Genomic DNA, 22,565 nt, shown 5'->3' on the forward strand with positions numbered 1-22,565 from the left:
ACCAATTTACCGTAAAAACAAAACTCCCCTCAAACATCAGTTTGAGGGTTCATTCTTGTCATTCCAATGAAATCTTAACAACATCATCCAAATATTTCATTGCGCTATATCCAAAAATCTCCAGTCTTTTAGGAATTACTTTCTCTCCAGTATTGTTTCCCTCTAACTTCATTCTTTGAACGGTTACAAAAAAACGAGGTTGCTCGATTTCTTCATAGGAAACAGGGTTTACATTCATATCGTATTCCACCCCGTTTTTATCAACAAGCACTCCTTCAGAATCCATCTCTATGGTATTAGTATCATTTTCATTCTCACCGAAAATTTGGAATTGAAATGACTCATATGCTCGATTCTTCACTTCATGATCGCTAATGACCACATTGGTCGTCTGTCCAACTTCCACTTTGTCAATCGAAATGGTACTACCTGCATATTCAAAGGTTTGCGGATATTCCTTAGAGGCATCCAGTTCAATGGTTTTATGGTCTTCAAACGCTAATTGAACCGATTCAAATTGAACATTGACCTCTTTTGGTTTTTCTCCAAAAAGTGGGCCAAAGTGGGTTTGAAAAGTACTCCAATTCATGTCTTGACTTGTTTCAAAATACGAGATGCCGCCATACAAATCAGATTTCATTTTCTTTTTATTCACTACTAAATTATCAAAATTTAAAGCTTCTATCCGCTTCTCTGACTTCTCAATATTAATACCATATTGCAAAACCGTCGCTGTAGGAGCAATGGTTAGTTTATCAAATCGAACCGGGATTCCCTCGACTTCTGTTTTTTTACCCAATGCATATTCGATAGAGGGCTGTTTGGCTACAGGAATCTCAAAGTTCCACTCACCTGTTTCATTTTCCACGTTCTCGTAAGCCGTAATACGATTCCGGTCAGAGGAATCACGAATCAATTTCTGTAGCTTTGTGATCTTTAGTTTGATTGTCCCGTTATCTTTCTTGATTGGCAGCAGACTAATCTTGCCATGATATACATTCTTTTCCTTTCTATTTACATCCGATTCAAAGTCAGGAGGATAGTACCTTGGATTTGCTTCAGGGCTAATGATTTCATATTGGTTCTCCACCAAAACTCCATCATCATAATTCATCACATATTGATTGTCTTCTTTTGTATCTTCAATTTCATAAAAAACAAGCGTCTGAATATCATCAGCAATCGCACTCTTGATCTTAATTTTCACTCCCTTACTTTCCGATTCCAGATTAAGCTTTTCACCCAAGTCCTGTTGAAGAAAGCCACGTAATTCCGGATCTTCTTCTGTCCAAGTATAGTAGAGATTGGAAGAAGTTTTCGTAAAAAAATCGATTCCAATTAATAATGCGAATACACCTGCAATAAAAAGGCCTTTTCTGACACGTTTCTTTTTCTTCTGTTGTCTTTGCTTTTCCTTTTCTTCCAGCCTATCTTTGACGATTTCCATAAAATCGGATGGCACAACCAAATCTTCCAGACTATCAGAAAGATTTGACAGGGTTAACATGACATCCTGAAAGGTAGCCAAATCCTCCTGACAGTCGTGACAGTGATAAATATGTTTCTCTAATTCAATCTTTTTCGGCCGATCTAGGTTTCTTCCTAAGTAATCGATATAAATCTCATGATACTCCTTGCAGCCATTATAGTTTAATCCATCTCCCATTACTTTTCTAAGTGATTGAATTCCGGAAAACAAGAGATCTTTCATCTTTTTCACTGAAATTTGGAGAATGTGAGCCACTTCCTCCTGAGAAATTCCTTTTACATATGTAAGGAATATCGCTTCTTTCTCGGACTCATTCAATTGATCAAGTGCATTAAATAAATCCTTTTGTTGTTCACTTTCCTCTGAAACTAGTAAACTTCTATGATCAGAAAGCTCACGGCAGGTATGTATAAAAATGGATGTAACCCACGTTTCGAATGATGTTTCATTTTTAAATCGAGGCAATTCCTTGTGGACTTTGATAATGGAACGGTAAAAAAGCTCTTCCATTTGCTGGCGATTCCTAAGATAGGACCAACCAAGTGTATAGAACGATTGTTTATGCAGTTCGAACCAATCGACGATGGATGCTACGCCTTTTTCTTTTATCGTCGTGATTGAAATGGAATCTATTTTTGGAATCATAAAAGTGTTCACCTCTTTGCATCAAAATTCCTTTAAGATGGTTTATTCGACATTTTACTATTATTTCCCTCCTATGCATTTTTATGGAGACTAATTTCTAATTATGGTGATATGGATGATGTCGCTTAGGAAATGTCGAAATTTAGCGAAAAGTATTCCTTCTATGTATTCGCTTTCACTTGTTAATTTTATACTACGAATATTACAAATTTTTAATGTTTTTAAACTATTCTTTTTTTAAACACAAAGGGGTGTAATAGGAATGCTGCAGGGAAACACGGGGAAAAACAGGGGAAAGGGATTAAAGATCGAAACTGTTCAATTAAGCATCGACGTTCCACGTCATATAAGAGATGACTTTCGAGACTCAGTGGAAAAAAACGGAAAGACGATGAATGATGTTTTAAAGTTATATATACAAAAGTACATTTGGAAACAAGGAGAATTACAGAGAAATAGGCAAAAACGACGCGAAGAATTAGGATAATCTCCATTCTACTACCTCACAAATTTAAACTGCCACATTAGTGTATGTGGCAGTTTTTGATTGGATGAGCTTATTGTCTGACAGCCCCAGTAGAGTTTATCTCTATTTTTACTGATACATTGACATCAGATTCGAACCACTTTTTACAAAACAGTAATGGTCTGACCCTTAAGTGGTAAATATTAAATAAGAGAAATACAAAAAATGTAGTTTTACAAAGCGAGGATTAACAAAAAATGATTATTGTTGAAAGCGAACAAAGCTATTTTATGGTTACTCAGAATGATCACGCCAAAATTGCAGGGGTTATCTCCCGAAACTGTAAAGATGATTATTTTTTTGATTTGACACGAACTCAAGAAGTGCAATTGGCGATCCAAGAACATGACCGAGGCTGGATAGAACTGGATACGTCTCCTGTATGGAATGATAAAACGGAAAAGCCGTACTCTTTTATCGACTACCCAATCGTGCTGAAAATTTCTTTTTATAAAAAGGGATTGAATGAAGTTGAAAAAATGAGCAAGTATGCTGGACTGTTATGCAGTTTACACTATTCTTCATTCATTCAGGATGCTTCAGAGCCCGAAGTCAGGGAATTTTGGAATGAAGAAAAGCAAAGACAGGAGCAGCTTTTAAAGGAATTGCAAATAGTGGGAAACGAGAATAAGAATGAAACGTTAATGTACCACTTAGATCTGTTAAAATTCTGTGATTACCTTTCCCTTTATATTTGTTTAAATGAACCTGGAGAAAATAAAAGGATCCATCCCTTTTTTCGAAATGGATTTCCACAGTTATTTCCTTTTGTTACAGACAAACCCATCGTTGCTCATTGGAAAAACCAAGAAACGGTTTCGCTCTCCTTCTCCCCTCTGAAAGGTGAATTAGAAGTAGAACTTCCTTTTAGGGATGTAAGAAAAGGCCAAATAGAGAGGCATGGCATCTTACAGGCATACAAAGATACCCCTGTTACGATAAGGAAGATAGCGTTTAAATAAGCGATAACCCACTGTGCAAACATTGCTAATCACATCATATTTTTTTTTGTCACTAATATCAATGAAATTTTCTGTGTAAAAAACATCAATAAACACAAAGAAGGGGTAGTTTAATGACTATCCCTTAAATTCTCTCTCGACTCCCGTTAAATAAAATTGTTGTCTGTTTTTATTGAGTGTCTTCGTCGCTTTTGTACTCCAAAATATCACCTGGCTGACAATCCAAACTCTTACATATTGCTTCTAATGTTGAAAAACGAACCGCTTTTGCTTTCCCATTCTTTAGAATAGAAAGATTCGCCATCGTAATTCCAACCCTCTCCGAAAGCTCCGTTACGCTCATTTTTCGTTTTGCTAACATCACATCAATATTAATAATAATTGCCATATTCTCCCCCTCAGACCGTTAAATCATTTTCTGATTTTATGTTAATCGATTCTTGAAGAAGCCGTTGGAGGATAGCAGCAAAGACGGCGATAACCAAGGATGCAAAAATGATGATGAGACCCATTAATCCAATAGGAGGGTCAACTTTCTTTGCTATAAAACGAAAGAGTGGCAAACCTAATACATACAAACCACTGATTGTAATCGCACAACGCTTTATGTTCTTTAATGCCTTTACAGATAATTCCGAGAACGCTGTGTTCTCGTCAATGTACCGTAAAAGGTTGAAAGCTTGATAGAGAGCAAAATAAAAAGGCACAGCCGCTCCATACATCACGATGAAAACGAGATATTTCATTGGGGCAATATTTGGATACAATCTTGCTGCAAAATTCGCTATAAGGGGCACTAAAAATATACATAAAGCAAGCACTGCAATTCCAGCCAGAAAAATAATTACCTTTAAGAAAGTGGTTGAACCTCGTTTACCATTCATATAAAACACCTCACTTATTTAATGATAAGATGATTTTATCACAACATTTATCGTTATTCAATAAATTAGTATTGTTTTCTATTATATTATTATTGTTAACAGAATATCATTTTTATTTAAAGTAAATTAAATCATCTTTTGTGCATAGTCTCAATCCACTCAAGAAACTTTATGCATTCGCCAAATTCCTACAAAAATAAATAGAAACTCCCTCTTTTATCGGAGGGAGTTTCTATCTTGTTAAAGTATTGTACCGATCTATTCTATTCCTGGAAACCACCCTGGCCGATTAATAATTACCTGCCAGAGGGGATCAGGTATTTCCAGTTCATGCTGATCATTCTTGTTTATTTTGGTGACAATTTCAGATTCTCGACCTTGTTCTACTTTTTGCACCCATTCAGGATCAATAATCAGTTCACGCCCCAATGCAATTAATGGGACTCCTGTTTCCAATGCTTCTAAGGCATCATTGGCTGAATAAATCGAACCGACACCGATAACTGGAACCCGGTCACCGACGCGCTCTTGAATGATTTCAAGTCGTGAACGTGTATCCTCCACTCCTCTTCTTGGCGTAGACCTGAAATCCTGCAATGAAACATGGAGATAATCAAGGTCTTTTTCTGCAAGTGCATCTATTAATACTAGTGTGTCAGCCATCGTGATACCAGGTGTTTCAGCTTCTTCTGGAGAAAAACGATAGCCTACCAAGAAAGGCCCCTTCGCATATTCAGCTACCACCCTCTTGACTTCATCAACAAGCTCCAACGGAAAAGTAAGCCGTTTCTCAAGCGTGCCTCCCCAACGGTCATTCCGACGATTAGAATGAGGGGAAAAGAATTGCTGAATCAGGTAACCATTGGCACCATGTAATTCAACACCATCATAACCTGCTTCAATGGCTCGTCGAGTAGTTTCTCCATAATCACGAATAATGGATTCGATCTCTGTTTCAGTCAATGCCCGGGGAACTGGTTTTCCTGCACCTTCCAAAGGAACTGCACTAGCACTTACCACATCACCATTTACTAATTCAGGTGGAACCTGGCGTCCGCCATGGAAAATTTGCAAAATCGCTTTTGCCCCATCCTCTTTAATCGCTGATGCCACACGACGCAAACTTGGTATCATCTCATCTCGGTCTCCAGCAAATTCACCATGAAATCCTTTTCCATTTCTGGTCACATAGGTACATGCGGTTATGACCATTCCAACACCATTGGAACGTCGTTGATAGTACTTGACCTCCGCATCTGTGACGGTCCCGTCAGGATTGGATGACCAATTTGTCATCGGTGCCATGACAATACGATTTTTTAATTCGATCCCCTTTCCTATCGTATAGGACTCAAATAAGGGTGCATAGTTTTCATTCATCATGTCTATATTCCTCCGCCTAGTTCATTAGGTAAAGTAGGCAAAATTTTTCTTTGCCCACTGACAACTTTATTTTATAGTTTACCGTTTCAATCAAAGCAAATTCCTTGATTAAGAGTGTTTTAATATGTTCTCAGTAGAAAATTTGAAAATTACCTTTTTATATCAAAATTCTTCATTCTATATCCACTAATTAGAAATTCATGTTTCTTGTTTTTTACTTTGGATATTTTTTTTATAGCTGCTAATTTTGTTGATAATTCCATGAACCAATGCTCATCATTTGATTGTAAAGCCAAATCGATTAATGGTAAAAGCTGACTTTCATCATTAACTGTTAAATCGAGCAGCTTTTCAGCAGATTTATGATGGAGCCAAATCGACTTGCCAATCGCTTTTTCATTATCACATTCGACAACGTTTACTTTTATCAGTCCTTTAATGGAGTCAACGGTTTCAACATATCCGTGAATTAGTTCACCATCTCTGGACCTCCCCTGGACCCAATCTCCATATTCAAATAGATATTTATCGGCCATCGTCACTACACCCCTTAAATGTTATAAAAAAAGTTACAGATTAGTTTTAATGAAAAAAGTATATCATCAATAACGCACTATACTGTAATAATATAATATACAGTATAAAGAAAAGAAAAAACTAAATCATGGACAATGTTTAATTTTTTCTAAAACCGAACTGAGGGTAATATTCTCTAAATATTTTTCAAAATACAATTCAGCATCATTGAAAATTTGATCCATAACGACCTGTGTATTTGACGATATAATACATTTTTGCTCCGGATCACCAGTGCACCAATTTGGTTTCAGGCTTCCGCGTGAAACGGTACGATAAATATCTGCCAATGATACCTCTTGAGAGTTACAGTCGAGAATATAGCCACCGCCAATCCCTTCCTTTGTTCTAACAAATCCATGATTGCGCAAACAGCTCATGATCTTGCGAATCCGCGCCGCATTGGTACAAACATTGGTAGCGATTGACTCACTGCTAGCCATATGATCTGGTATATATGCTAGATAAACTAAACTATGGACGGCTATCGTAAAATCACTATTCACTTGGATGCTTCCTCCTCAAGAAGATTAATGTAATTTTATTATTTACAGTTTGTAAAGTCAACCAAAGATAACTCAATTTTAATAATTCCACTATAGCCCCTAATTATACCCTTACTGCTTGCTGAATAATGTCTCCTATTTTATTACTTTTGCTAATCACTTTGATGAGTACCTAGCTATAATATCTGTGCCTGTCCCCCAGTAAATTTAAAGGGTAAGCTCGGGGGACATGCACTAAATGAAAAGTTATAAACATTTTGATCGCCTCAGGGCCAAATCGCGCTCCAGAACGGTAGTCCCCTGAAGTGATTCATAGTCTACTTCATTACTTAACCAATTCTGTTTTGCTCTCTTCAAACGGGATAGGTAACTGGGACAGATCCTCCAATTTTCGTTTCATCAATACATAATAGAGTACGGATGGAACCACCAATCCTAAGATCCAAGCTATATCGGCGCCCCCCATTGCTTTCGCACCAGCTCCTACATAGAAAGAGGTGTTCATAAATGGCACTTCGGCGATAATAGAAGCAAGGAACGAAATAGCTGTTATTTTGTTTACTTTTCCATACTTTCCATTTATATCAAAAATATCTTTAATACTATACTCTCCGTGACGCAGGACGTAAAAATCAATGAGGTTAATGGCTGTCCATGGAATTAAAAAGTAACTAATAAATAAGATAAAGTTGATAAAATTGGACAAGAAATTCCCCTGACCCAAAATAGCCAGAAAAGTTCCAACTGTTCCAATTCCAAGGATAAAGTACATCCTTACTTTAGGGGTTACTTTTATTTTTGAAAAAGGCTCAACAGTAGAAATGGTTGACATAAAGGCGCCATATAAATTAAAAACATTGATGGAGAACTGACCTAGGATGATAACAGCAAATAAAAGAAACGAGAAACTTCCAAACTGATTAGCGAGATTTGTACCGGCATTACTTAGGAAATTCGGAATGGCTGTAGTCAATAATACTCCTAAAACCATCATCCAAACCGTGCCTAAAACAGTCCCTGCATACGTATACCAAAAGGTTTTTGAATAATTGGTATCAATCGGCAAATACCTTGAGTAGTCAGCGACATAGGGTGCATATGAGATCTGCCAAGTTGCTACCACACTAACACTTAACATAAAGATGGGTAGATTGAACCCAGCTGGAGACCAGCTGCCTGACGGGACAGGTAATTGGAAGACAATAAACGTCGCAGCTATGAATACAAGAAAGAACACCCATGTCAAATACTTTTGCATTTTATGAATCAAATCATGGCCAATTATTGTCACGATAAAGGTGATGATATTAAGGACAATGATACTTAAAGTTAAATTAAGGTTTAAGGCACTGCTCAATACTTGGGCACCTAACAAACCACTGCTTGCAAAGAAACCCAAGTACATGAAAATTACAAGAATCAAGGGAATCACGGCACCAATCACACCAAATTGTGCACGGCTTTGAATCATTTGCGGGATACCGAGTTTAGGTCCTTGAGCAGAATGTGAAGCCATAAAAATGGCTCCTATTAAATTACCAAGGATAATAGCTACAACACTCCAAAAAAGATTTAAGCCAAAAGTGACACATAGTGATCCTGTCACAAGTGTGGTAATATGCATATTTGCAGCAAACCAAACTGAAAACAATCCTCTTGGTTTTCCATGACGTTCATTGGCTGGAATATACTCAATACTTCTTGTTTCAATTTTCATAGACCTGCCCCCTGAAATATAGTATTTTGGTGACTTATCTTAGGAGTGAACTTCTTCCTTATTCAATTTACGATCATCTATGTTCTCTTTTTCCTTTAAAACAAAGCTGAGTAAATCCAATGCAAGTCTTGCACCTACTTGACTGGTCATTCCAGCTGGGTCATATGGCGGTGCTACTTCGACCAAATCAAAGCCAATTACTTTTCCTCTTTTAGCTATTCCTTCAAGCAATTCATTTACTTCATCGTAAATAAATCCTCCTGGTGAAGGGGTACCTGTTCCGGGTGCTACGGAAGGATCCAACCCATCAATATCAAGGGTAATATAGTATTTTTCTCCTTCCGGAAGTAGTTCTATCACACTTTCAATTCCCATTTTCCTAATTTGGCGCGGTGATAAGATCACACTGCCATAATCTCGTGCTGCATCTACATCTTCCTTCAAACTGCTGGAAATTCCTCGAATTCCAAATTGGAAAATTTTCTGAACATGGTCCATTTCAGATAAACGACGGATACAGCTTCCATGCCCATACCTTTGTCCGGAACGATGATCCGCCCAATCCAAATGTGCATCGATTTGAATAACATGAAAAGGGCCTAACTCCTCTAAAGCTTTACCGACTGGAATGGTAATGGAGTGATCTCCGCCTAATACAACCGGCATGGCTCCTTTTGAAACAATCTTTCTTATCGCTTCTTCTGTATTTTCATGACATTGCATCATATCTCCATGAACCATGTCCACATCGCCGCAGTCGACTACATTCCATCTTGGTCCTAAATACGTAATATCTTTTTCAATATCATATGCACCATTTAATCCAAAACTATATAGTGTAGATCCTTCACGGATCCCCCTTGGACCCATTCTTGCTCCAGATTTCCATTGCGTACCCATATCATTTGGAACACCAATAACAGCAACATCCGCATCTAGTTGATTAATATCTGGACAAACAGGATATTTCCCAAAAGTGCAGATACCAGTAAAAGGTAAATTTAAAAATTGCTTTTCATCTTGATTTGACATAAGATTGCCTCCTTTAGATTTCTATAAATATAGAGTGCAACTTTCATGCCAATTAATAAAGACAGTGTTTAAGAGGGCTGTATAGTCAAAAACGACTACCTTTGCTCCACATATTTTAGTATTTTCCGATTGGCAGTAGATTGGCTGATTCCCAATATTTCTGCAAGTTTAATGCTACTGGGATATTTCTGATACATTCGCACAATATACTCCTTTTCTAGTGTTTCAATGTAATCGTTTAACGGAATTTCTTTCGTAGACTGGGTGAAGGAATCCTTTTTTGTTTCCTCTTCGCGCCAATTAAGGTCTATTTCGTTACCACTAGATGTGATTATCTTATTTTCAATATAGTTCCGTAATTCTCTGACATTTCCCGGCCAATTTTGCTGGCTAAGCCAAGCAGCCATAGTCGGGGTAAAATATGTATTTAATTGATATTTACGATTCAATTGTTCAGTAATCTCGTAGATTAATGGAATGATTTCTTCCTTTCGTTCCCTTAGCGGTGGAATTTCTACTTTTACGACATTGATTCGGTAATAAAGATCTTCCCTAAATTTCCTTTCTTTGATCATCTTTTCTAAATTTTGATTTGTAGCACAAATAATTCTGCAATTCACCTCAATATTTTTTGTTCCTCCAATTCTCATTAAGGTTTGATTTTGCAAAACTGACAGTAATTTTACTTGAAGATTTAGAGGCAGTTCACCAATTTCATCTAAAAAGAGAGTTCCCTTTCCTGCTACTTCAAAATACCCCTTCTTCCCCCCTTTTTTAGACCCGGTAAAGGCTCCATCCTCATACCCGAAAAGCTCTGATTCAAATAATGATTCAGGAATTGCACCACAGTTTACTTCAATGAAGGGTTCAGCCTTTCTTGATGACATTTGATGAATTTTATAAGCAATATGATTTTTACCAACCCCCGACTCACCCTCGAGTAATAACGTAACGTTTATATCGGCTACCTTAAACACAACTTCAAATACTTTTTCCATTTTTCCATTACTTATAAAGAATTGTTGAGTCGCCTGTTTTCGTAATTTTTCATTTTCTTTTTGAAATTTTAATAATGCTCTAGCTACCTGCTCATTTTCTTTTCTTAAGGACTCAAATTCGGTTATATCCCTTGAAAAACTCGTTGCACCTACTAATGTTCCAGATTGGTCATAAACCGGATAACCGGAGATGATTAGTTTTTTATTATGATTTGTTTCTTGAATTAGTGTTACTTCCTTATTAGTTCTAAGCACACTTGCAATGACAGAGGGAGAAAAAAGCCCTTGTTGTTCAAGTTCAAAAATATTATGATGAACAATTTGCTCACAAGAAATACCAAAGACTGTTTCAGTAGATTGACTGGCAAATAAAACCAATCCCGTTGCATCCGCAATAAAAATTTCATCAAAAGAATGTTCTAAAATATGGTTTAAAAGAATCGAATCATCTATGAATTTATTCATTTTCATCACCTAGTCATTTTTGATTTAATCATAATCAAAAATGACTAATAATTCAAACTATTTTAAATGTTTCTAATTCATTTGTGCAAATTTTAATAATGATTTAATATATACAGGCTCCCATTTCATCACTAAGTATATTATATAGGGTATTGGGCTCCTTACTCTGCGTACAACCGAAAGCGAAAGGAAGTTTGGAATGTATACAAACGCAATCCCACAATTTACTGATTACTCAAATGCTATTCCCCAGCCTACAATGTCTTACGGCTATGCCTCTCCTGTTCAGGGACCATGTGTTAATGTTCGTGGATGTGAAAATTTTATTATCATCATTGTGTTGTTTATATTATTAATCATTATTGGTGCAATTGCTTTCTGCTTTTAAAAATGAAGACCTAATATCAAGCACTTCAAAAAAACATAATGATCTTGTCGAGTTAGCTGACGAAAGCCAGGGACATGGTATGATTCCATGTCCCTTTCAAGTATGCAGAGCCTCTAAATCTACCCATAAAAACGAATAGCTATAAATCTTTATCAGTTAACACTTCCAGTGATCCAAACACCTCATTGACTTCTTTCTCTAACTCCTGAATAAGCTTAAATTCCTTTTTTCTCGTTGATAACTCTTTAACAATGCTGGCATAATACCAATGTTGCTGGGGCTTCCCATGGTTGAAACGCTCCCATACCTGTTCACCTATCAGCTCGAGATCGGCCTTGATTGTTGACAAGTTATGTAATTTATCCGCGGTGATTACTTGGATTTCTTCTAAATTTGCATCTTTTAAGCTTTCAATTGTATGCTGTTTTCTTACGCTCCAAGGTAAGCTTTTATCATGTTCTGATGCAGCTTGGACCAAATTAGCTATTTGTACACCAAACTGTTCTGTCAATTCCTCATAGGTGGTCGGTGTATCCTCAATTGTATCATGAAGAATACCTGCAGCTATTACCGCATCAATACACTTTGCTTCCTGCAAAAGCATCCCTACTGCAAACGGATGTGTGATATAAGGAATATCCGTCGATTTTCGATACTGATCTTTGTGTGCTATTGCTGCAAAATTAATGGCCTTTTGAATGATGCTCATATTTACAAAATCCCCCCATCTGATCCTTACCAAATTTCTCTTTTTACTATACTTCCAATCATATCCAACTTTAGTAATTTTAAAAAGGCGTTGTTCGGTCGATTATGTCCCTTTTCATGTTGGGTAGTAATACGATGTACAGTTATATATTTTTTTAGCAGTATGGCTTATCGATTGCGAATTACGGATTTTAGTCATTATGAGAATTCATAGGCGGAGAATTTCCTGCTAATGTATTTAGGGGAACCTTAAGAAACGGATATAAGCGGAGATATTCCGATTAACTGTTCTAAATAAGACAAAATCCAAAGATTTTGATGATATAAACGGAAAAACTCCCCCTATTCTTAAGGAAATATCGGTATTTCCCAATTTAGCCGGAATTTTACCGTCTATTTTTCATATACCGTGAAATCAACATTCAGGTATAACAGATCATTCCTAAAAAAAACAACAATATTTTTCTGTATATCACATTCAATATAAAATTTCCTACCTCTCCTGGTCTATTTCGTTCATTTGGCGAACCAAACATATCTAAAAGAACCCTCCACTTGCCCCCGGAAAGAAGGTTTTGTAACAATATTGACAAAATTATCAGATTTTTCAAAACCACTTATAAACTATAATTGATGTGTAGGAATTTTGGAAAGGAGGATTTTGTAAGGGTTTACATTTTAATGATTTAACAAATTACCGACATGGGGATGTTGGGAAAGTCATTTTAATAGAGGATTGCCTAGAGCAACTCTATTAATCAAATGGAGGGGTTAAAATGAGTTACAAATTAGTTGAAGAAAAAGTTGAAACGGCTCAAACCACTATGAAAGCTCTCATTTATCGCGGACCCGGAAACAAAGAATGGGCTGATGCTCCAAAGCCAACCGTCCAAAAATCAACAGATGCTATTGTCAAGGTATTAAAAACTACTATCTGCGGCACGGATCTACATATCTTGAAAGGAGATGTACCTACCGTTGCTGTTGGAAGAATTTTAGGACATGAAGGTATTGGAATCATTGAGGAAATAGGGCCGGGAGTACAAAACTTCAAACCAGGTGACAAAGTGTTGATTTCATGCATTACCTCTTGCGGTAAGTGCCCAAATTGTAAAAAGGGCTTGTATGCTCACTGTGAAGATGGCGGTTGGATTCTTGGTCACACGATTGATGGAACACAAGCTGAATTTGTTCGGATTCCTTATGCAGATACAAGTCTGTATCCAATACCTCCTGGAAGTGATGAGGAAGCCATGGTTATGTTAAGTGATATCCTCCCAACAGGTTTTGAAATTGGCGTACTTAATGGGCGTGTGAAACCTGGTGATACCATCGCAATTATCGGAGCTGGTCCAGTAGGCTTATCAGCTTTGTTAACGTCTCAATTCTACTCTCCATCTGAAATTATTATGGTGGATCTCGATAGTAATCGCCTAGATATAGCCAGAAAATTCGGTGCTACAGAATTAGTCAACAGTGCTGATGGAAGAGCTGTACAAAGAATAATGGAACTAACAGAAGGAAAAGGTGTAGACGTTGTCATTGAAGCAGTTGGTATTCCAGCCACCTTTGATATCTGCCAGGAAGTCGTAAAGCCTGGAGGGAATATTGCCAACGTTGGGGTACACGGTAAAAGCGTAGAGCTTCATTTAGAAAAACTATGGATTCAAAATATTACGTTAACAACAGGACTTGTAAGTACAAATTCAACCCCAATGTTATTAAAATCGGTTGCAGCCAACAAAATAGAACCTAAAAAACTAGTTACGCACCGCTTCAAGCTAAATGACATTTTGGAAGCATACAATGTATTTGCAAATGCATCAAAGGAACAAGCGATAAAAGTTATTATAACTAATGATTAAAATGAAACATACGTGAAAAGACGAATAGCTTATTTGCTTTATGATGTTCGTTTTCGCTTAAAAAGAAGTCTTGGTCATTATTATTTGACCAAGACTTCTTTTATCCTATACTACTAGATTCATCCAAAGTATTGGACCATTTCTTTACTCTATCCTTAAAATATAGTACAGTGACATGCACTCATACTGACCCTAACCAGAACATTTGTTTTATTTCGTGTAATTAGATATAATATTTATAGAATTTCATCCTCGCTAAATCCGCTTATTATCAATAAAAGGATGTGCTAAAATGTCATTAGGTATGTTAGTACGTGAAGACCCCAGCCAGTTTATCCACCATGATCAATTATTCAAGCAATTAATTAACACATTTTTTTCAGAGTTTTTAGATTTATTTTTTCCAAATGTTCATCAACATATTGATTTTTCTTCCATAAAACCGATGTCGGAAGAAATGTTTACGGACCTTTTTAAAGGAGAGAGCCGTAGAGCAGATGTTGTTATTGAAGCACAATTGAAAGGGCAAGACACATTAATTATCATCCATGTCGAACCGCAAAGTTATGGGCAATCGGACTTTAACGAAAGAATGTACCATTATTTTAGTCTACTTTATAATAAGTATCGTAAACCAATTTTACCTATTGCTATTTTTAGTTACGATGAAAATCGGTATGAACGAAACGAGTTTACCATTACCTTGCCTTTTTTTCATGTTTTAACTTTCCAATTTCTGATGGTTGAACTCCGAAAAATGAATTGGAGACAATATATTCATTCTAATAATCCTGTTGCGGCTGCTTTAATAAGTAAAATGGGTTATTCCCAAATTGAAAGAGTTCAAGTAAAAAAAGAATTTTTGCGGATGTTAGTTAAAATGGAAATAAACCCAGCTAAAATGGAGCTTATTAATGGTTTTTTCGAGACCTATTTATCTTTAAACGAAAGCGAGGAAAAAGAGCTCATGGAAGAAATTAAACAGTTAAATCAGGACGAATTAAAACAAATCTTGAAACTGCCAAATTCTTGGGTTGAAAAAGGAAAAAAGGAAGGAATTAAAGAAGGAAAAAGGAAAATCGCCATCAATATGTTAAAAGAAGGATTATCCATTGAATTAATCGTAAGAGTAACAGATTTAGATTATGCTGAAATTGAAGAGATAAGTAAACAGCTGTAACTTTGCACTGTTCTTCCTCTAAAAAAAGAAAAAAAGTGCCAGGCATCATCCAAGTTTCTGGATGATACTTGGCACTTTTTTCTGGTCCTCCACTTCCAAAACACCCCTATAATAAATGATTTTTAATTTGAGCTTGAACTGCTTCGGTTAGTTCATTTGTATCTTTAAAGCTTTTTGAATCAATAGCATCAGAATAATGGTTAGAGACTTTCACAGCTCTATTTCCCCCTCTTTTTTCAGTCAATTTATATGAATCTTTGATGGAAACAAGAATAACTTTAACTGCGGATTTCATGGCGATTCTTAAACTACCTGATTTAAAATTATCCATATTACTTTGATGGTTTCCAACATATAATACGGGTTCATCTAATGGGACATTTGCAAATCGTGTTACTGTTACGTCTGCACCTGAAATTTTAACCAACCTTTTTGTACATTTTAAAATCAACTTATTAATTAGTTCTAGTTTTTCTATGTTCTTGCCGGCTTTCTTTAATTTATTTATCGTAAATGTTTTGTTTGCTTTACTTAAAATATAACCCCATAAATATCCTTGAAATACTAGAGCGCGCATTTTCATCCTCTTCTCAAAATTTACTAAATAAAAGGGATCACCCGTTTATTTCCACTCATTATATGATAATAATTATCGTTATTAATTGACTTAGATCAAGATTGGTTACTATTTCAAGTGAAGGTCATAGGGACAGGTTTTATCGCAAACACTAACTTATAAACTGATAATAATTAAAAATCTTCCCTCAAACATCAATTTAAGGGAAGATTAAAAGATGCATTTAAGTTTACATAACATTATTATAAACAATAAGCACCTGACACTTTTTGTTATTTCTTAAAGATTAAGCACCAATCTGATCAAGATAAAGTAGTTTTAGTTGTTTTCTCGCTCTGTAGATCCTTGTTTTCACAGTGCTGGGTTTTAAATCAAGGACGTGGGCAATTTCGTTTTCTTTTAAACCCTGTCCTAACTTGAGCATAAGTACGTCCTGATATTCATGTGTTAGTTTTCTGATAGCACGATAAACCTCCTCCACCAAAAATCCTATTTCCACTTCCTCTTCCACGTTTTGCTTCATTACTTTCCCTAAACATTCAAAGCTTTCCTGCTCCATCGGTATCCCTTTCTTTTTCCTTTCGATACGGACAAAGTCTATTGCTGTTCTCGTTGCAATGACGGATAGCCAAGCACCTACTTTGCTGTCTTCTTCAATCGTTTCTATCTTTTTCATAGCTTTAATAAAGGTTTCTTGAACGACATCCTCTGCCAAATGTAAATCTCTTGTAATTGAATATCCTATATGAAAGAGGCGTTTATAAAACAAGCTATATATCTCAGAAAAATCAATCAAGCTAGATCACTCCCATCTTTCTCCCATCTTTCTCCCATCTTTCCCTTATCAAATAAACTTAATGAAATAAATGATTCGCTATTTTTCTAACTTCAAAGTAATATTTACCTTAAATAAATCACCATCCGTCTCGATATCAAGACGGCCATCATGGAGGTCGATAATTGATTTCGCAATGGCAAGCCCAAGTCCGGATCCCTCCGTATGCCGGGATGTATCCCCACGTTTGAACCTTTCAAAAAGCTCGTCAGTATTATCGCTTAGTTCATATTTTGAAACATTTTTAAACATAATGATCGCTTGGTCATTTAAAGTTGATATTGTAATATAGACACGCGAGTGGTCCAATGAATATTTAAGGATATTACCAATTAGGTTATCAAAGACACGCCAAAGCTTTTGTCCATCTACAAGGGCGTAAACGGGCTTTTGGCTATTGTTTACCCGGAACTGCAGACTGGATTCGTTGATCGTTTCATCATATTCGGCAAGTGCTTGTTGCAATAGCTGGTCAAGATCGACTCGTTCCTTTACCAATTCAATATTGCCGCTTGCCATTTTTGACACTTCAAATAAATCCTCAATTAACACCTTTAACCGCTTTGATTTCCGATCAATGATTTCAAGATAAGCGGCCCTGTCCTCACTTGACACATCTTCTGTTTTTAATAACTCGGTATACGTAATGATGGAGGTTAGCGGTGTCCGCAAATCATGGCTTACATTTGTAATTAATTCGGTTTTTAGACGTTCACTCTTTGCCTGATGACTCTGAGATGTTTTTACCCCTTGCTTTAACACATTAATATTGGCAGTAAGCGTTGCCAGTACAGATCTCCCGGACACCTCTAGGTCCTCTCCCAGATTTCCAAGCGCCAGTTCATTCGTTTTCTCAACAATCCGGTTAAAATAGCCAATTCTATTGATCAAGACCATCACTAGAGGAATTCCTATAGCTCCAAGAAGGATCATATATAAAAGAAGAAAAACGGGATGTACAAACATCATTAGGGCTGCTAACCCTAGACAAAAAACGATAGCCAGTAGAATAAACAACTGCGTACCAGTGCTTTGATTTAAAAAAGCTTCATTTAAGCTTCGCTTTCCTTTAGTAAAGTGTACCTTTATGCTGCGTCCTGCTTTATTTAGGAGCCCTTTTTCCCATGCCTTTTTTACATTTTGCCAATCCTTTAATTCCGGAACAAGGCATTTCCACTGTATAAAAGAAAGACCCCAGAAACACGATGCCACAGCTATAACAATAAAAATTTCCACAGCTCGGAAGGGATTTTGCGCTACATATATTGCTTGACTGCTTGCCTCATAAATGGAGCTAAATGCGACAATGCCAGCAATGATAAAAAGAATTACTCTTAAATCAATGGGAAGCTTGTTATAAAAAGGCCTCCATTTTTCAATTTTTGCTGAAAATCCTCGCGATTTTTTTCCTAGAATAAAACAGAGAATTAAAGCGAGTATGCCAGCCATGGATAAAACTAATAAGATGATTCGCATCTGTTTATAGTTTTCAGATCCACTCATGATTGAATTTGATAGGGATAAGGATTTAGGTATACCTATTTGTCCTTCAAACACCCCACTCGTTTTAGGGATGATTGAATTGATCAGACCTGCATATCCTGGGATCCCATAATTAATGGCATAATCTCTTGAGATTTGAAAGTTTGTAACAAACCGCATATTTTTAGGGTTCATCATGTCATTTGCTGATTGATCTTTTGGTAGATTAAGATTTGTGTGGACTTTACCTGTTGCGCTATTCGTATAATAATAACTAAATGTATCTTTGTACCGTAAGAAAACTGAGCGAGTATTCTCTCTTTCCTTATAGTATTCTTCTAATCTCTGTTCTTTTTCTTTAATTACCTTGGGCCGAATATATTCATCACTTTTGAAGTTTTTCTTAATATCGTCAATTTTCAAATCCCTTTCGGCCGTTAAAGCATCCGCTGCCTCTTGATTATTTGTGTTTAAATCTTCCTGAATTTGTGCTTCATATTGAGCGTTTATGTTATTTATTTGATCAGGGAGATTTCCATATCGATAACGATGCTCAATAATCTCGTCTTTCGTAACTGTTATCGCTTTTTTGGCTTCATCCAATGGAAGATCATATAGCTCAAACACACTTAAATACCCGGCGAAGGCATCGAGTTCGCTTTGGAATTGAGGAGTATGGAAATAGTCCCGATGTAGGTAATCGCTGCCGTAGGTGAAAAAGGCAAGGAGCCCACTTAGCCCAAAAGTAAATAGTAGAGTCCAGGCTGCAAAGATTGTTCTACTTCTCCATTTTGTAACCAATTCCCCACACCACCTTTAAATATCTTGGATTTTTCGCATCAATTTCAATTTTTTCACGAATTTTCCGGATGTGGACCGCCACTGTATTCTCCGCATTATAGCAAGGTTCTTTCCATACCCGTTCATAAATTTCGTGAATTGAAAACACCCGGCCGGCGTTTGTCATTAACAGTTCGACAATTTTATATTCAATTGGTGTAAGCTTCACCGGCTCGCCATGGGCCGTCACTTCTTTTGCTGATTGGTCTATGGTGAGACCATTTAAATCAATCACTTTTTTTATACCTTCAAAGGTCCCAAAGGTTACATACCTTCTCAACTGAGATTTCACGCGGGCAACAAGCTCCATCGGATTGAACGGCTTGGTCACATAATCATCCGCTCCCACCTGAAGTCCTAAAATCTTATCAGTATCCTCGCTTTTTGCACTTAAAATAATGATCGGTATGTTTTTCTTCTCACGAATCTTATATGTAGCAGAAATGCCATCAAGCCTCGGCATCATAATATCTAAAATAATCAGATGGACTGGGTGTTCATTTAATAATTCTAATGCTTCAATCCCATCCTTGGCTTTTAATACCGTGACCCCTTCATTTTTTAAATAAATTTCAATAGCGTCTCGTATTTCCTTCTCATCATCTACAACCAGCACAAAGTAATTCTCCATTTCCCCCCCACTTTCTAGCAGCCAACTTTCATTACCTTAATAGTAAACGGAAAATCTTAACATTCGTTTACAATAATCCTTAAGAATTTCTTAATATTTTTATATTTTTCCTTGAATAGTGATCAGGGAGTCCTAATCTATTAATATTTTTATTTTATATTAGAAGGTAAAGAGATTGGGGGCTTTTGGAGAAATAAACCAATTAAATTTGAGGATGTAGTATAAAAAGGTGATATTCTATTTTTCTGGATAAACAAAAGAAAAGAATCCACCCTAGAGACTAACTCAAGGATGGATATTATTACTATACTTCCAATCATAGCTAAATTTAGGAATGTTAAAAAGACGGTGTCCGGCCTATTTTATGTAAACTTTATATAACTTTATGTAAACTTTTCTTTACATTATGCATATAATACATTACTCTATGTAAAAGTGACCATACTGGGGGTGTAAACCATGACCTATCAAGAAAAGAAAAGCATTGTATCGTTGATCAGCGCCATGCTCATTTTCGGATCTTATTGCTTGTACATGTACCCGCGGTACCCAGGGGGCGGACTGGAGTCGATGGAAACCTTTCGCTATTTTGGATCTTTCGTCCTCATCCTGACCTTATTTTCAATCGTCGCGCATATCATGATCAGCATTATTTTTAACATCGTCTTTAGAATGACGACCAGAGAAAAGGAACCAAGATTTGCGGATGAACTGGATAAGTTAATTGACTTGAAAGCGGCCCGAAATTCATTTTTTGTGTTTATCGTCGGCTTTCTTGTGGCAATGGGATCGCTGATCATCTATCAGCCGTCCCAGGTGATGTTCATTATCCTGATCATTTCAGGATTCATTTCCGATGTGACCGGCTCCGTTACAAAATTTTATCACTATCGGAAAGGAGTGTAACAGTGCGCAAAACGCTTGTCGGTAATCATATCCGTAAATTACGATTCCACTATGATGAAATGACTCAGCAGCAGTTAGCTGACAAGGTGGGCGTAACAAGACAAACCATTGTGGCTCTAGAAAAAGGAAACTATTCCCCATCGCTAGAACTGGCTTTTCGCATTGCTCACGCCTTTAACTTACCGTTGGAAGAGGTATTTTATTATGGGGACAACACAAAGCTGTAAGAACTATGATTGTTTTTACCATACATTTTTGAATTTATTAAATGGAGGAGATAAAAATGAATTCAAACAAAAAAGCTGCAAAAATCGTGGGAGTATTGTTTATACTGGCAGCGGTTACGGCGATAGTGGGTCTTAATTTATATAATCCTATCCTAAACGGTCCCGATTACTTGATTAAAGGTTCCGAACACGCCAACCAGGTAATACTCGGAGCGCTCATGGAATTAATTCTTGTCATTTCAGCAGTTGGTACTGCAACTACAATGTTTCCAATTTTAAGGAGATATAATGAGACTATAGCTCTTTGGCATGTTTGCTTTCGGTTTCTTGAAGCGATAATTATTACTGTTGGTGTAATCAGCGTACTATCCCTTTTGACCTTAAGCCGGGAATTTGTAGCATCAGGAGTTCCGGATATCACCTCTTTTCAAGCTTCAGGTACAATATTAATAGCAGTACATGACTGGACATTTATGCTTGGTCCACTTTTCATGCTGGGTATTAATACGATGATGTACAGTTATATATTTTATAAATCCAAACTTGTACCCAGATTCATCTCCATCTTGGGTATGACAGGGGCAACTCTTGTTTTTATTTGTGCCTTGTTAGTAATGTTCGGTGTCATCCAACAAGTTTCTGTTTGGGGTGGTATTTTGGCGCTGCCAGTCGCAGCGAATGAAATGATTTTAGCAGTTTGGCTTATCGTTAAAGGATTCAACGAATCTGTAAATTTAAAAGGACAAAACTACCTTCCTCTTTGATTACAAAATTGATCGATTTTGATTATTTATCCTTCAGAAAAAAATATAGTTTCAATTACAGAACAAATAGTGTCAAGCACCATCCCAATTTTCGGATGGTACCTGGCACTTTTTTCTGTTTATCTATTAATATTAATCTTCATTCCGCAAAACAATGCCATCGCTCATTTTAATGATATATTCAGCATAGGAAAGCATATCCTCATCATGGTGACCATTAGTGTAGTGATGTTTAATGTTTTAGTAAATTTCTGGATTAACCGAGATGAATGCTTTGCAAAATATAGCCTTTTTCCGCATTATTTATTTCCTGTTCTCACTAAAAAAAGTACCGTTCACATGGCGAGTGAACGGAACTTTTTCATTAATTTAAAAAGAAGTCATCTATATCGAATTGTAATTAATATATCCTTTTCTTTCACACTCATAGCACGTGCAAATTCTTGACTGTGCCTGAATTGAACTCCAGCTAGTGACCCGCAATCAAAGGCCAAGCTCATTAATTGATTTAACCGCTCATACTCTTGGTAAATCCGATTCAGAATCAGTTGATACTCGGCGTCAATCTCCGCCACAGCCTTTTGATAGATAGAACGAATTTCAGTAGGGCTTACGTTAAGTTGATATTGTATCAGTTTGAAAGACTCACCGATTTTTTTCATAATCGTGCCAAAGTTATCGATCAAATATACAAGCGTGACCGCAACAATACCCGTTAGGATTCCGCCCAATACCCCTGCAATCAGGTCTGCAAAAGCAACCAGTGGTGTTGTTTTTAAATACGTTGCAAACGATTCCGTTAAGATGACCCCGACAGATGTGACAACAGCAGTTGTTAAGATTTTTGAAGCTTCAATTAACGCTTGTTTTCTCGTCATATCTGCAGGAGGATTAATGAGTAATTTGAATGCTTTTACCAACGCATGAATGCCGTCATTTAACATCCGCGCAGTATTTTTCGCTGTTTTTGCAAAAGTGT

General features: G+C 36.6%; 23 protein-coding genes and 1 pseudogene. 8 read left to right on the plus strand and 16 right to left on the minus strand.

Translation table 11 applies throughout. The annotated features are described in order from the left end of the window. Window positions 1-58: 58 nt before the first annotated feature. A complete protein-coding gene (locus tag BDR01S_RS07000; RefSeq protein WP_066255402.1) occupies window positions 59-2,134 on the minus strand; it encodes a sigma-70 family RNA polymerase sigma factor in 2,076 nt (691 codons plus the stop codon). Between the two features lie 262 nt (window positions 2,135-2,396). On the opposite strand from BDR01S_RS07000, the gene BDR01S_RS07005 reads away from it, so the two are divergent. Both BDR01S_RS07005 and BDR01S_RS07010 read left to right on the plus strand, forming a co-directional pair. Further along, window positions 2,397-2,621: a hypothetical protein gene (locus tag BDR01S_RS07005; protein WP_066255405.1), complete on the plus strand. Its 225-nt coding sequence runs from the start codon at window positions 2,397-2,399 to the stop codon at window positions 2,619-2,621. A 236-nt stretch (window positions 2,622-2,857) separates the two neighbouring features. Then, entirely contained in the window at window positions 2,858-3,622 is a 765-nt protein-coding gene (locus BDR01S_RS07010; RefSeq protein WP_066255407.1) for a DUF3891 family protein, read from the plus strand. Window positions 3,623-3,791: 169 nt separating this feature from the next. Here BDR01S_RS07010 and BDR01S_RS07015 read toward each other — a convergent pair whose 3' ends face one another. The 8 genes from BDR01S_RS07015 to BDR01S_RS07050 all read right to left on the minus strand — a co-directional run bounded on the left by BDR01S_RS07015 (window position 3,792) and on the right by BDR01S_RS07050 (window position 11,183). Further along, a complete protein-coding gene (locus tag BDR01S_RS07015; protein ID WP_066255409.1) occupies window positions 3,792-4,010 on the minus strand; it encodes a helix-turn-helix domain-containing protein in 219 nt (72 codons plus the stop codon). Between the two features lie 10 nt (window positions 4,011-4,020). Further along, complete coding sequence (locus BDR01S_RS07020; RefSeq protein ID WP_066255412.1) at window positions 4,021-4,506, minus strand: DUF2975 domain-containing protein; 486 nt, start codon at window positions 4,504-4,506, stop codon at window positions 4,021-4,023. A gap of 258 nt (window positions 4,507-4,764) precedes the next feature. Then, window positions 4,765-5,889, minus strand: coding sequence for an NADH-dependent flavin oxidoreductase (locus BDR01S_RS07025; RefSeq protein ID WP_082797331.1), 1,125 nt, complete (start codon window positions 5,887-5,889; stop codon window positions 4,765-4,767). 149 nt (window positions 5,890-6,038) lie between these two features. Beyond that, the gene (locus BDR01S_RS07030) at window positions 6,039-6,425 is read right to left on the minus strand and encodes an IDEAL domain-containing protein (RefSeq protein ID WP_066255415.1); all 387 of its coding nucleotides are present in this window, start codon (window positions 6,423-6,425) and stop codon (window positions 6,039-6,041) included. 126 nt (window positions 6,426-6,551) lie between these two features. Then, on the minus strand, window positions 6,552-6,971 hold the full coding sequence (locus tag BDR01S_RS07035) for an RrF2 family transcriptional regulator (protein WP_066255417.1): 420 nt from the start codon (window positions 6,969-6,971) through the stop codon (window positions 6,552-6,554). A 325-nt stretch (window positions 6,972-7,296) separates the two neighbouring features. Next, complete coding sequence (locus BDR01S_RS07040) at window positions 7,297-8,688, minus strand: purine-cytosine permease family protein (RefSeq protein WP_066255420.1); 1,392 nt, start codon at window positions 8,686-8,688, stop codon at window positions 7,297-7,299. A 39-nt stretch (window positions 8,689-8,727) separates the two neighbouring features. Beyond that, window positions 8,728-9,720: an agmatinase gene (gene speB, locus BDR01S_RS07045; RefSeq protein ID WP_066255422.1), complete on the minus strand. Its 993-nt coding sequence runs from the start codon at window positions 9,718-9,720 to the stop codon at window positions 8,728-8,730. A gap of 95 nt (window positions 9,721-9,815) precedes the next feature. After that, window positions 9,816-11,183, minus strand: a complete 1,368-nt coding sequence (locus BDR01S_RS07050) for a sigma-54 interaction domain-containing protein (protein ID WP_066255425.1) — start codon at window positions 11,181-11,183, stop codon at window positions 9,816-9,818. Between the two features lie 199 nt (window positions 11,184-11,382). Here BDR01S_RS07050 and BDR01S_RS07055 point away from each other — a divergent pair, with 199 nt between their 5' ends. Next, the gene (locus BDR01S_RS07055) at window positions 11,383-11,571 is read left to right on the plus strand and encodes a YjcZ family sporulation protein (protein WP_066255427.1); all 189 of its coding nucleotides are present in this window, start codon (window positions 11,383-11,385) and stop codon (window positions 11,569-11,571) included. 139 nt (window positions 11,572-11,710) lie between these two features. Here BDR01S_RS07055 and BDR01S_RS07060 read toward each other — a convergent pair whose 3' ends face one another. Then, complete coding sequence (locus BDR01S_RS07060; RefSeq protein WP_066255430.1) at window positions 11,711-12,280, minus strand: HD domain-containing protein; 570 nt, start codon at window positions 12,278-12,280, stop codon at window positions 11,711-11,713. A gap of 823 nt (window positions 12,281-13,103) precedes the next feature. Between BDR01S_RS07060 and BDR01S_RS07065 the strand changes: the two genes are divergently transcribed. Together BDR01S_RS07065 and BDR01S_RS07070 are read left to right on the plus strand one after the other, a co-directional pair. After that, on the plus strand, window positions 13,104-14,144 hold the full coding sequence (locus tag BDR01S_RS07065) for a zinc-dependent alcohol dehydrogenase family protein (protein ID WP_066260076.1): 1,041 nt from the start codon (window positions 13,104-13,106) through the stop codon (window positions 14,142-14,144). A gap of 292 nt (window positions 14,145-14,436) precedes the next feature. Further along, window positions 14,437-15,324 carry an Rpn/YhgA-type helix-turn-helix domain-containing protein gene (locus BDR01S_RS07070; RefSeq protein ID WP_066255433.1) on the plus strand — a complete coding sequence of 296 codons (888 nt, stop codon included), beginning with the start codon at window positions 14,437-14,439 and terminating at the stop codon, window positions 15,322-15,324. Between the two features lie 106 nt (window positions 15,325-15,430). On the opposite strand, the gene BDR01S_RS07075 is transcribed toward BDR01S_RS07070, so the two are convergent. The 4 genes from BDR01S_RS07075 to BDR01S_RS07090 all read right to left on the minus strand — a co-directional run bounded on the left by BDR01S_RS07075 (window position 15,431) and on the right by BDR01S_RS07090 (window position 19,689). Beyond that, complete coding sequence (locus BDR01S_RS07075; protein WP_066255435.1) at window positions 15,431-15,901, minus strand: lysophospholipid acyltransferase family protein; 471 nt, start codon at window positions 15,899-15,901, stop codon at window positions 15,431-15,433. Window positions 15,902-16,187: 286 nt separating this feature from the next. After that, window positions 16,188-16,697: an RNA polymerase sigma factor gene (locus tag BDR01S_RS07080; RefSeq protein WP_235846504.1), complete on the minus strand. Its 510-nt coding sequence runs from the start codon at window positions 16,695-16,697 to the stop codon at window positions 16,188-16,190. A 78-nt stretch (window positions 16,698-16,775) separates the two neighbouring features. Next, on the minus strand, window positions 16,776-19,019 hold the full coding sequence (locus BDR01S_RS07085) for a sensor histidine kinase (RefSeq protein WP_066255437.1): 2,244 nt from the start codon (window positions 19,017-19,019) through the stop codon (window positions 16,776-16,778). Beyond that, window positions 18,997-19,689: a response regulator transcription factor gene (locus BDR01S_RS07090; protein ID WP_066255440.1), complete on the minus strand. Its 693-nt coding sequence runs from the start codon at window positions 19,687-19,689 to the stop codon at window positions 18,997-18,999. The genes BDR01S_RS07085 and BDR01S_RS07090 overlap by 23 nt, the downstream gene beginning before the upstream one ends. 459 nt (window positions 19,690-20,148) lie before the next feature. Here BDR01S_RS07090 and BDR01S_RS07095 point away from each other — a divergent pair, with 459 nt between their 5' ends. Genes BDR01S_RS07095 through BDR01S_RS07105 form a run of 3 tightly spaced genes read left to right on the plus strand, consistent with a single transcriptional unit; the run spans window position 20,149 to window position 21,586 of the window. Next, on the plus strand, window positions 20,149-20,595 hold the full coding sequence (locus tag BDR01S_RS07095) for a hypothetical protein (protein ID WP_066255443.1): 447 nt from the start codon (window positions 20,149-20,151) through the stop codon (window positions 20,593-20,595). A gap of 2 nt (window positions 20,596-20,597) precedes the next feature. Beyond that, the gene (locus BDR01S_RS07100; protein WP_066255448.1) at window positions 20,598-20,822 is read left to right on the plus strand and encodes a helix-turn-helix transcriptional regulator; all 225 of its coding nucleotides are present in this window, start codon (window positions 20,598-20,600) and stop codon (window positions 20,820-20,822) included. 56 nt (window positions 20,823-20,878) lie between these two features. After that, on the plus strand, window positions 20,879-21,586 hold the full coding sequence (locus BDR01S_RS07105; protein WP_066255450.1) for a DUF4386 domain-containing protein: 708 nt from the start codon (window positions 20,879-20,881) through the stop codon (window positions 21,584-21,586). Between the two features lie 132 nt (window positions 21,587-21,718). On the opposite strand, the pseudogene BDR01S_RS26205 reads toward BDR01S_RS07105, so the two are convergent. Both BDR01S_RS26205 and BDR01S_RS07110 read right to left on the minus strand, forming a co-directional pair. Then, window positions 21,719-21,846 (minus strand): annotated as a pseudogene (locus BDR01S_RS26205) (hemin ABC transporter ATP-binding protein); the annotation flags it as partial. A gap of 120 nt (window positions 21,847-21,966) precedes the next feature. Then, a complete protein-coding gene (locus tag BDR01S_RS07110; protein WP_157406116.1) occupies window positions 21,967-22,506 on the minus strand; it encodes a hypothetical protein in 540 nt (179 codons plus the stop codon). Window positions 22,507-22,565 lie beyond the last annotated feature (59 nt).

The sequence above is a fragment of the Neobacillus drentensis NBRC 102427 genome (assembly GCF_001591445.1).
Taxonomy (GTDB): Bacteria; Bacillota; Bacilli; order Bacillales; family Cytobacillaceae; genus Neobacillus; species Neobacillus drentensis.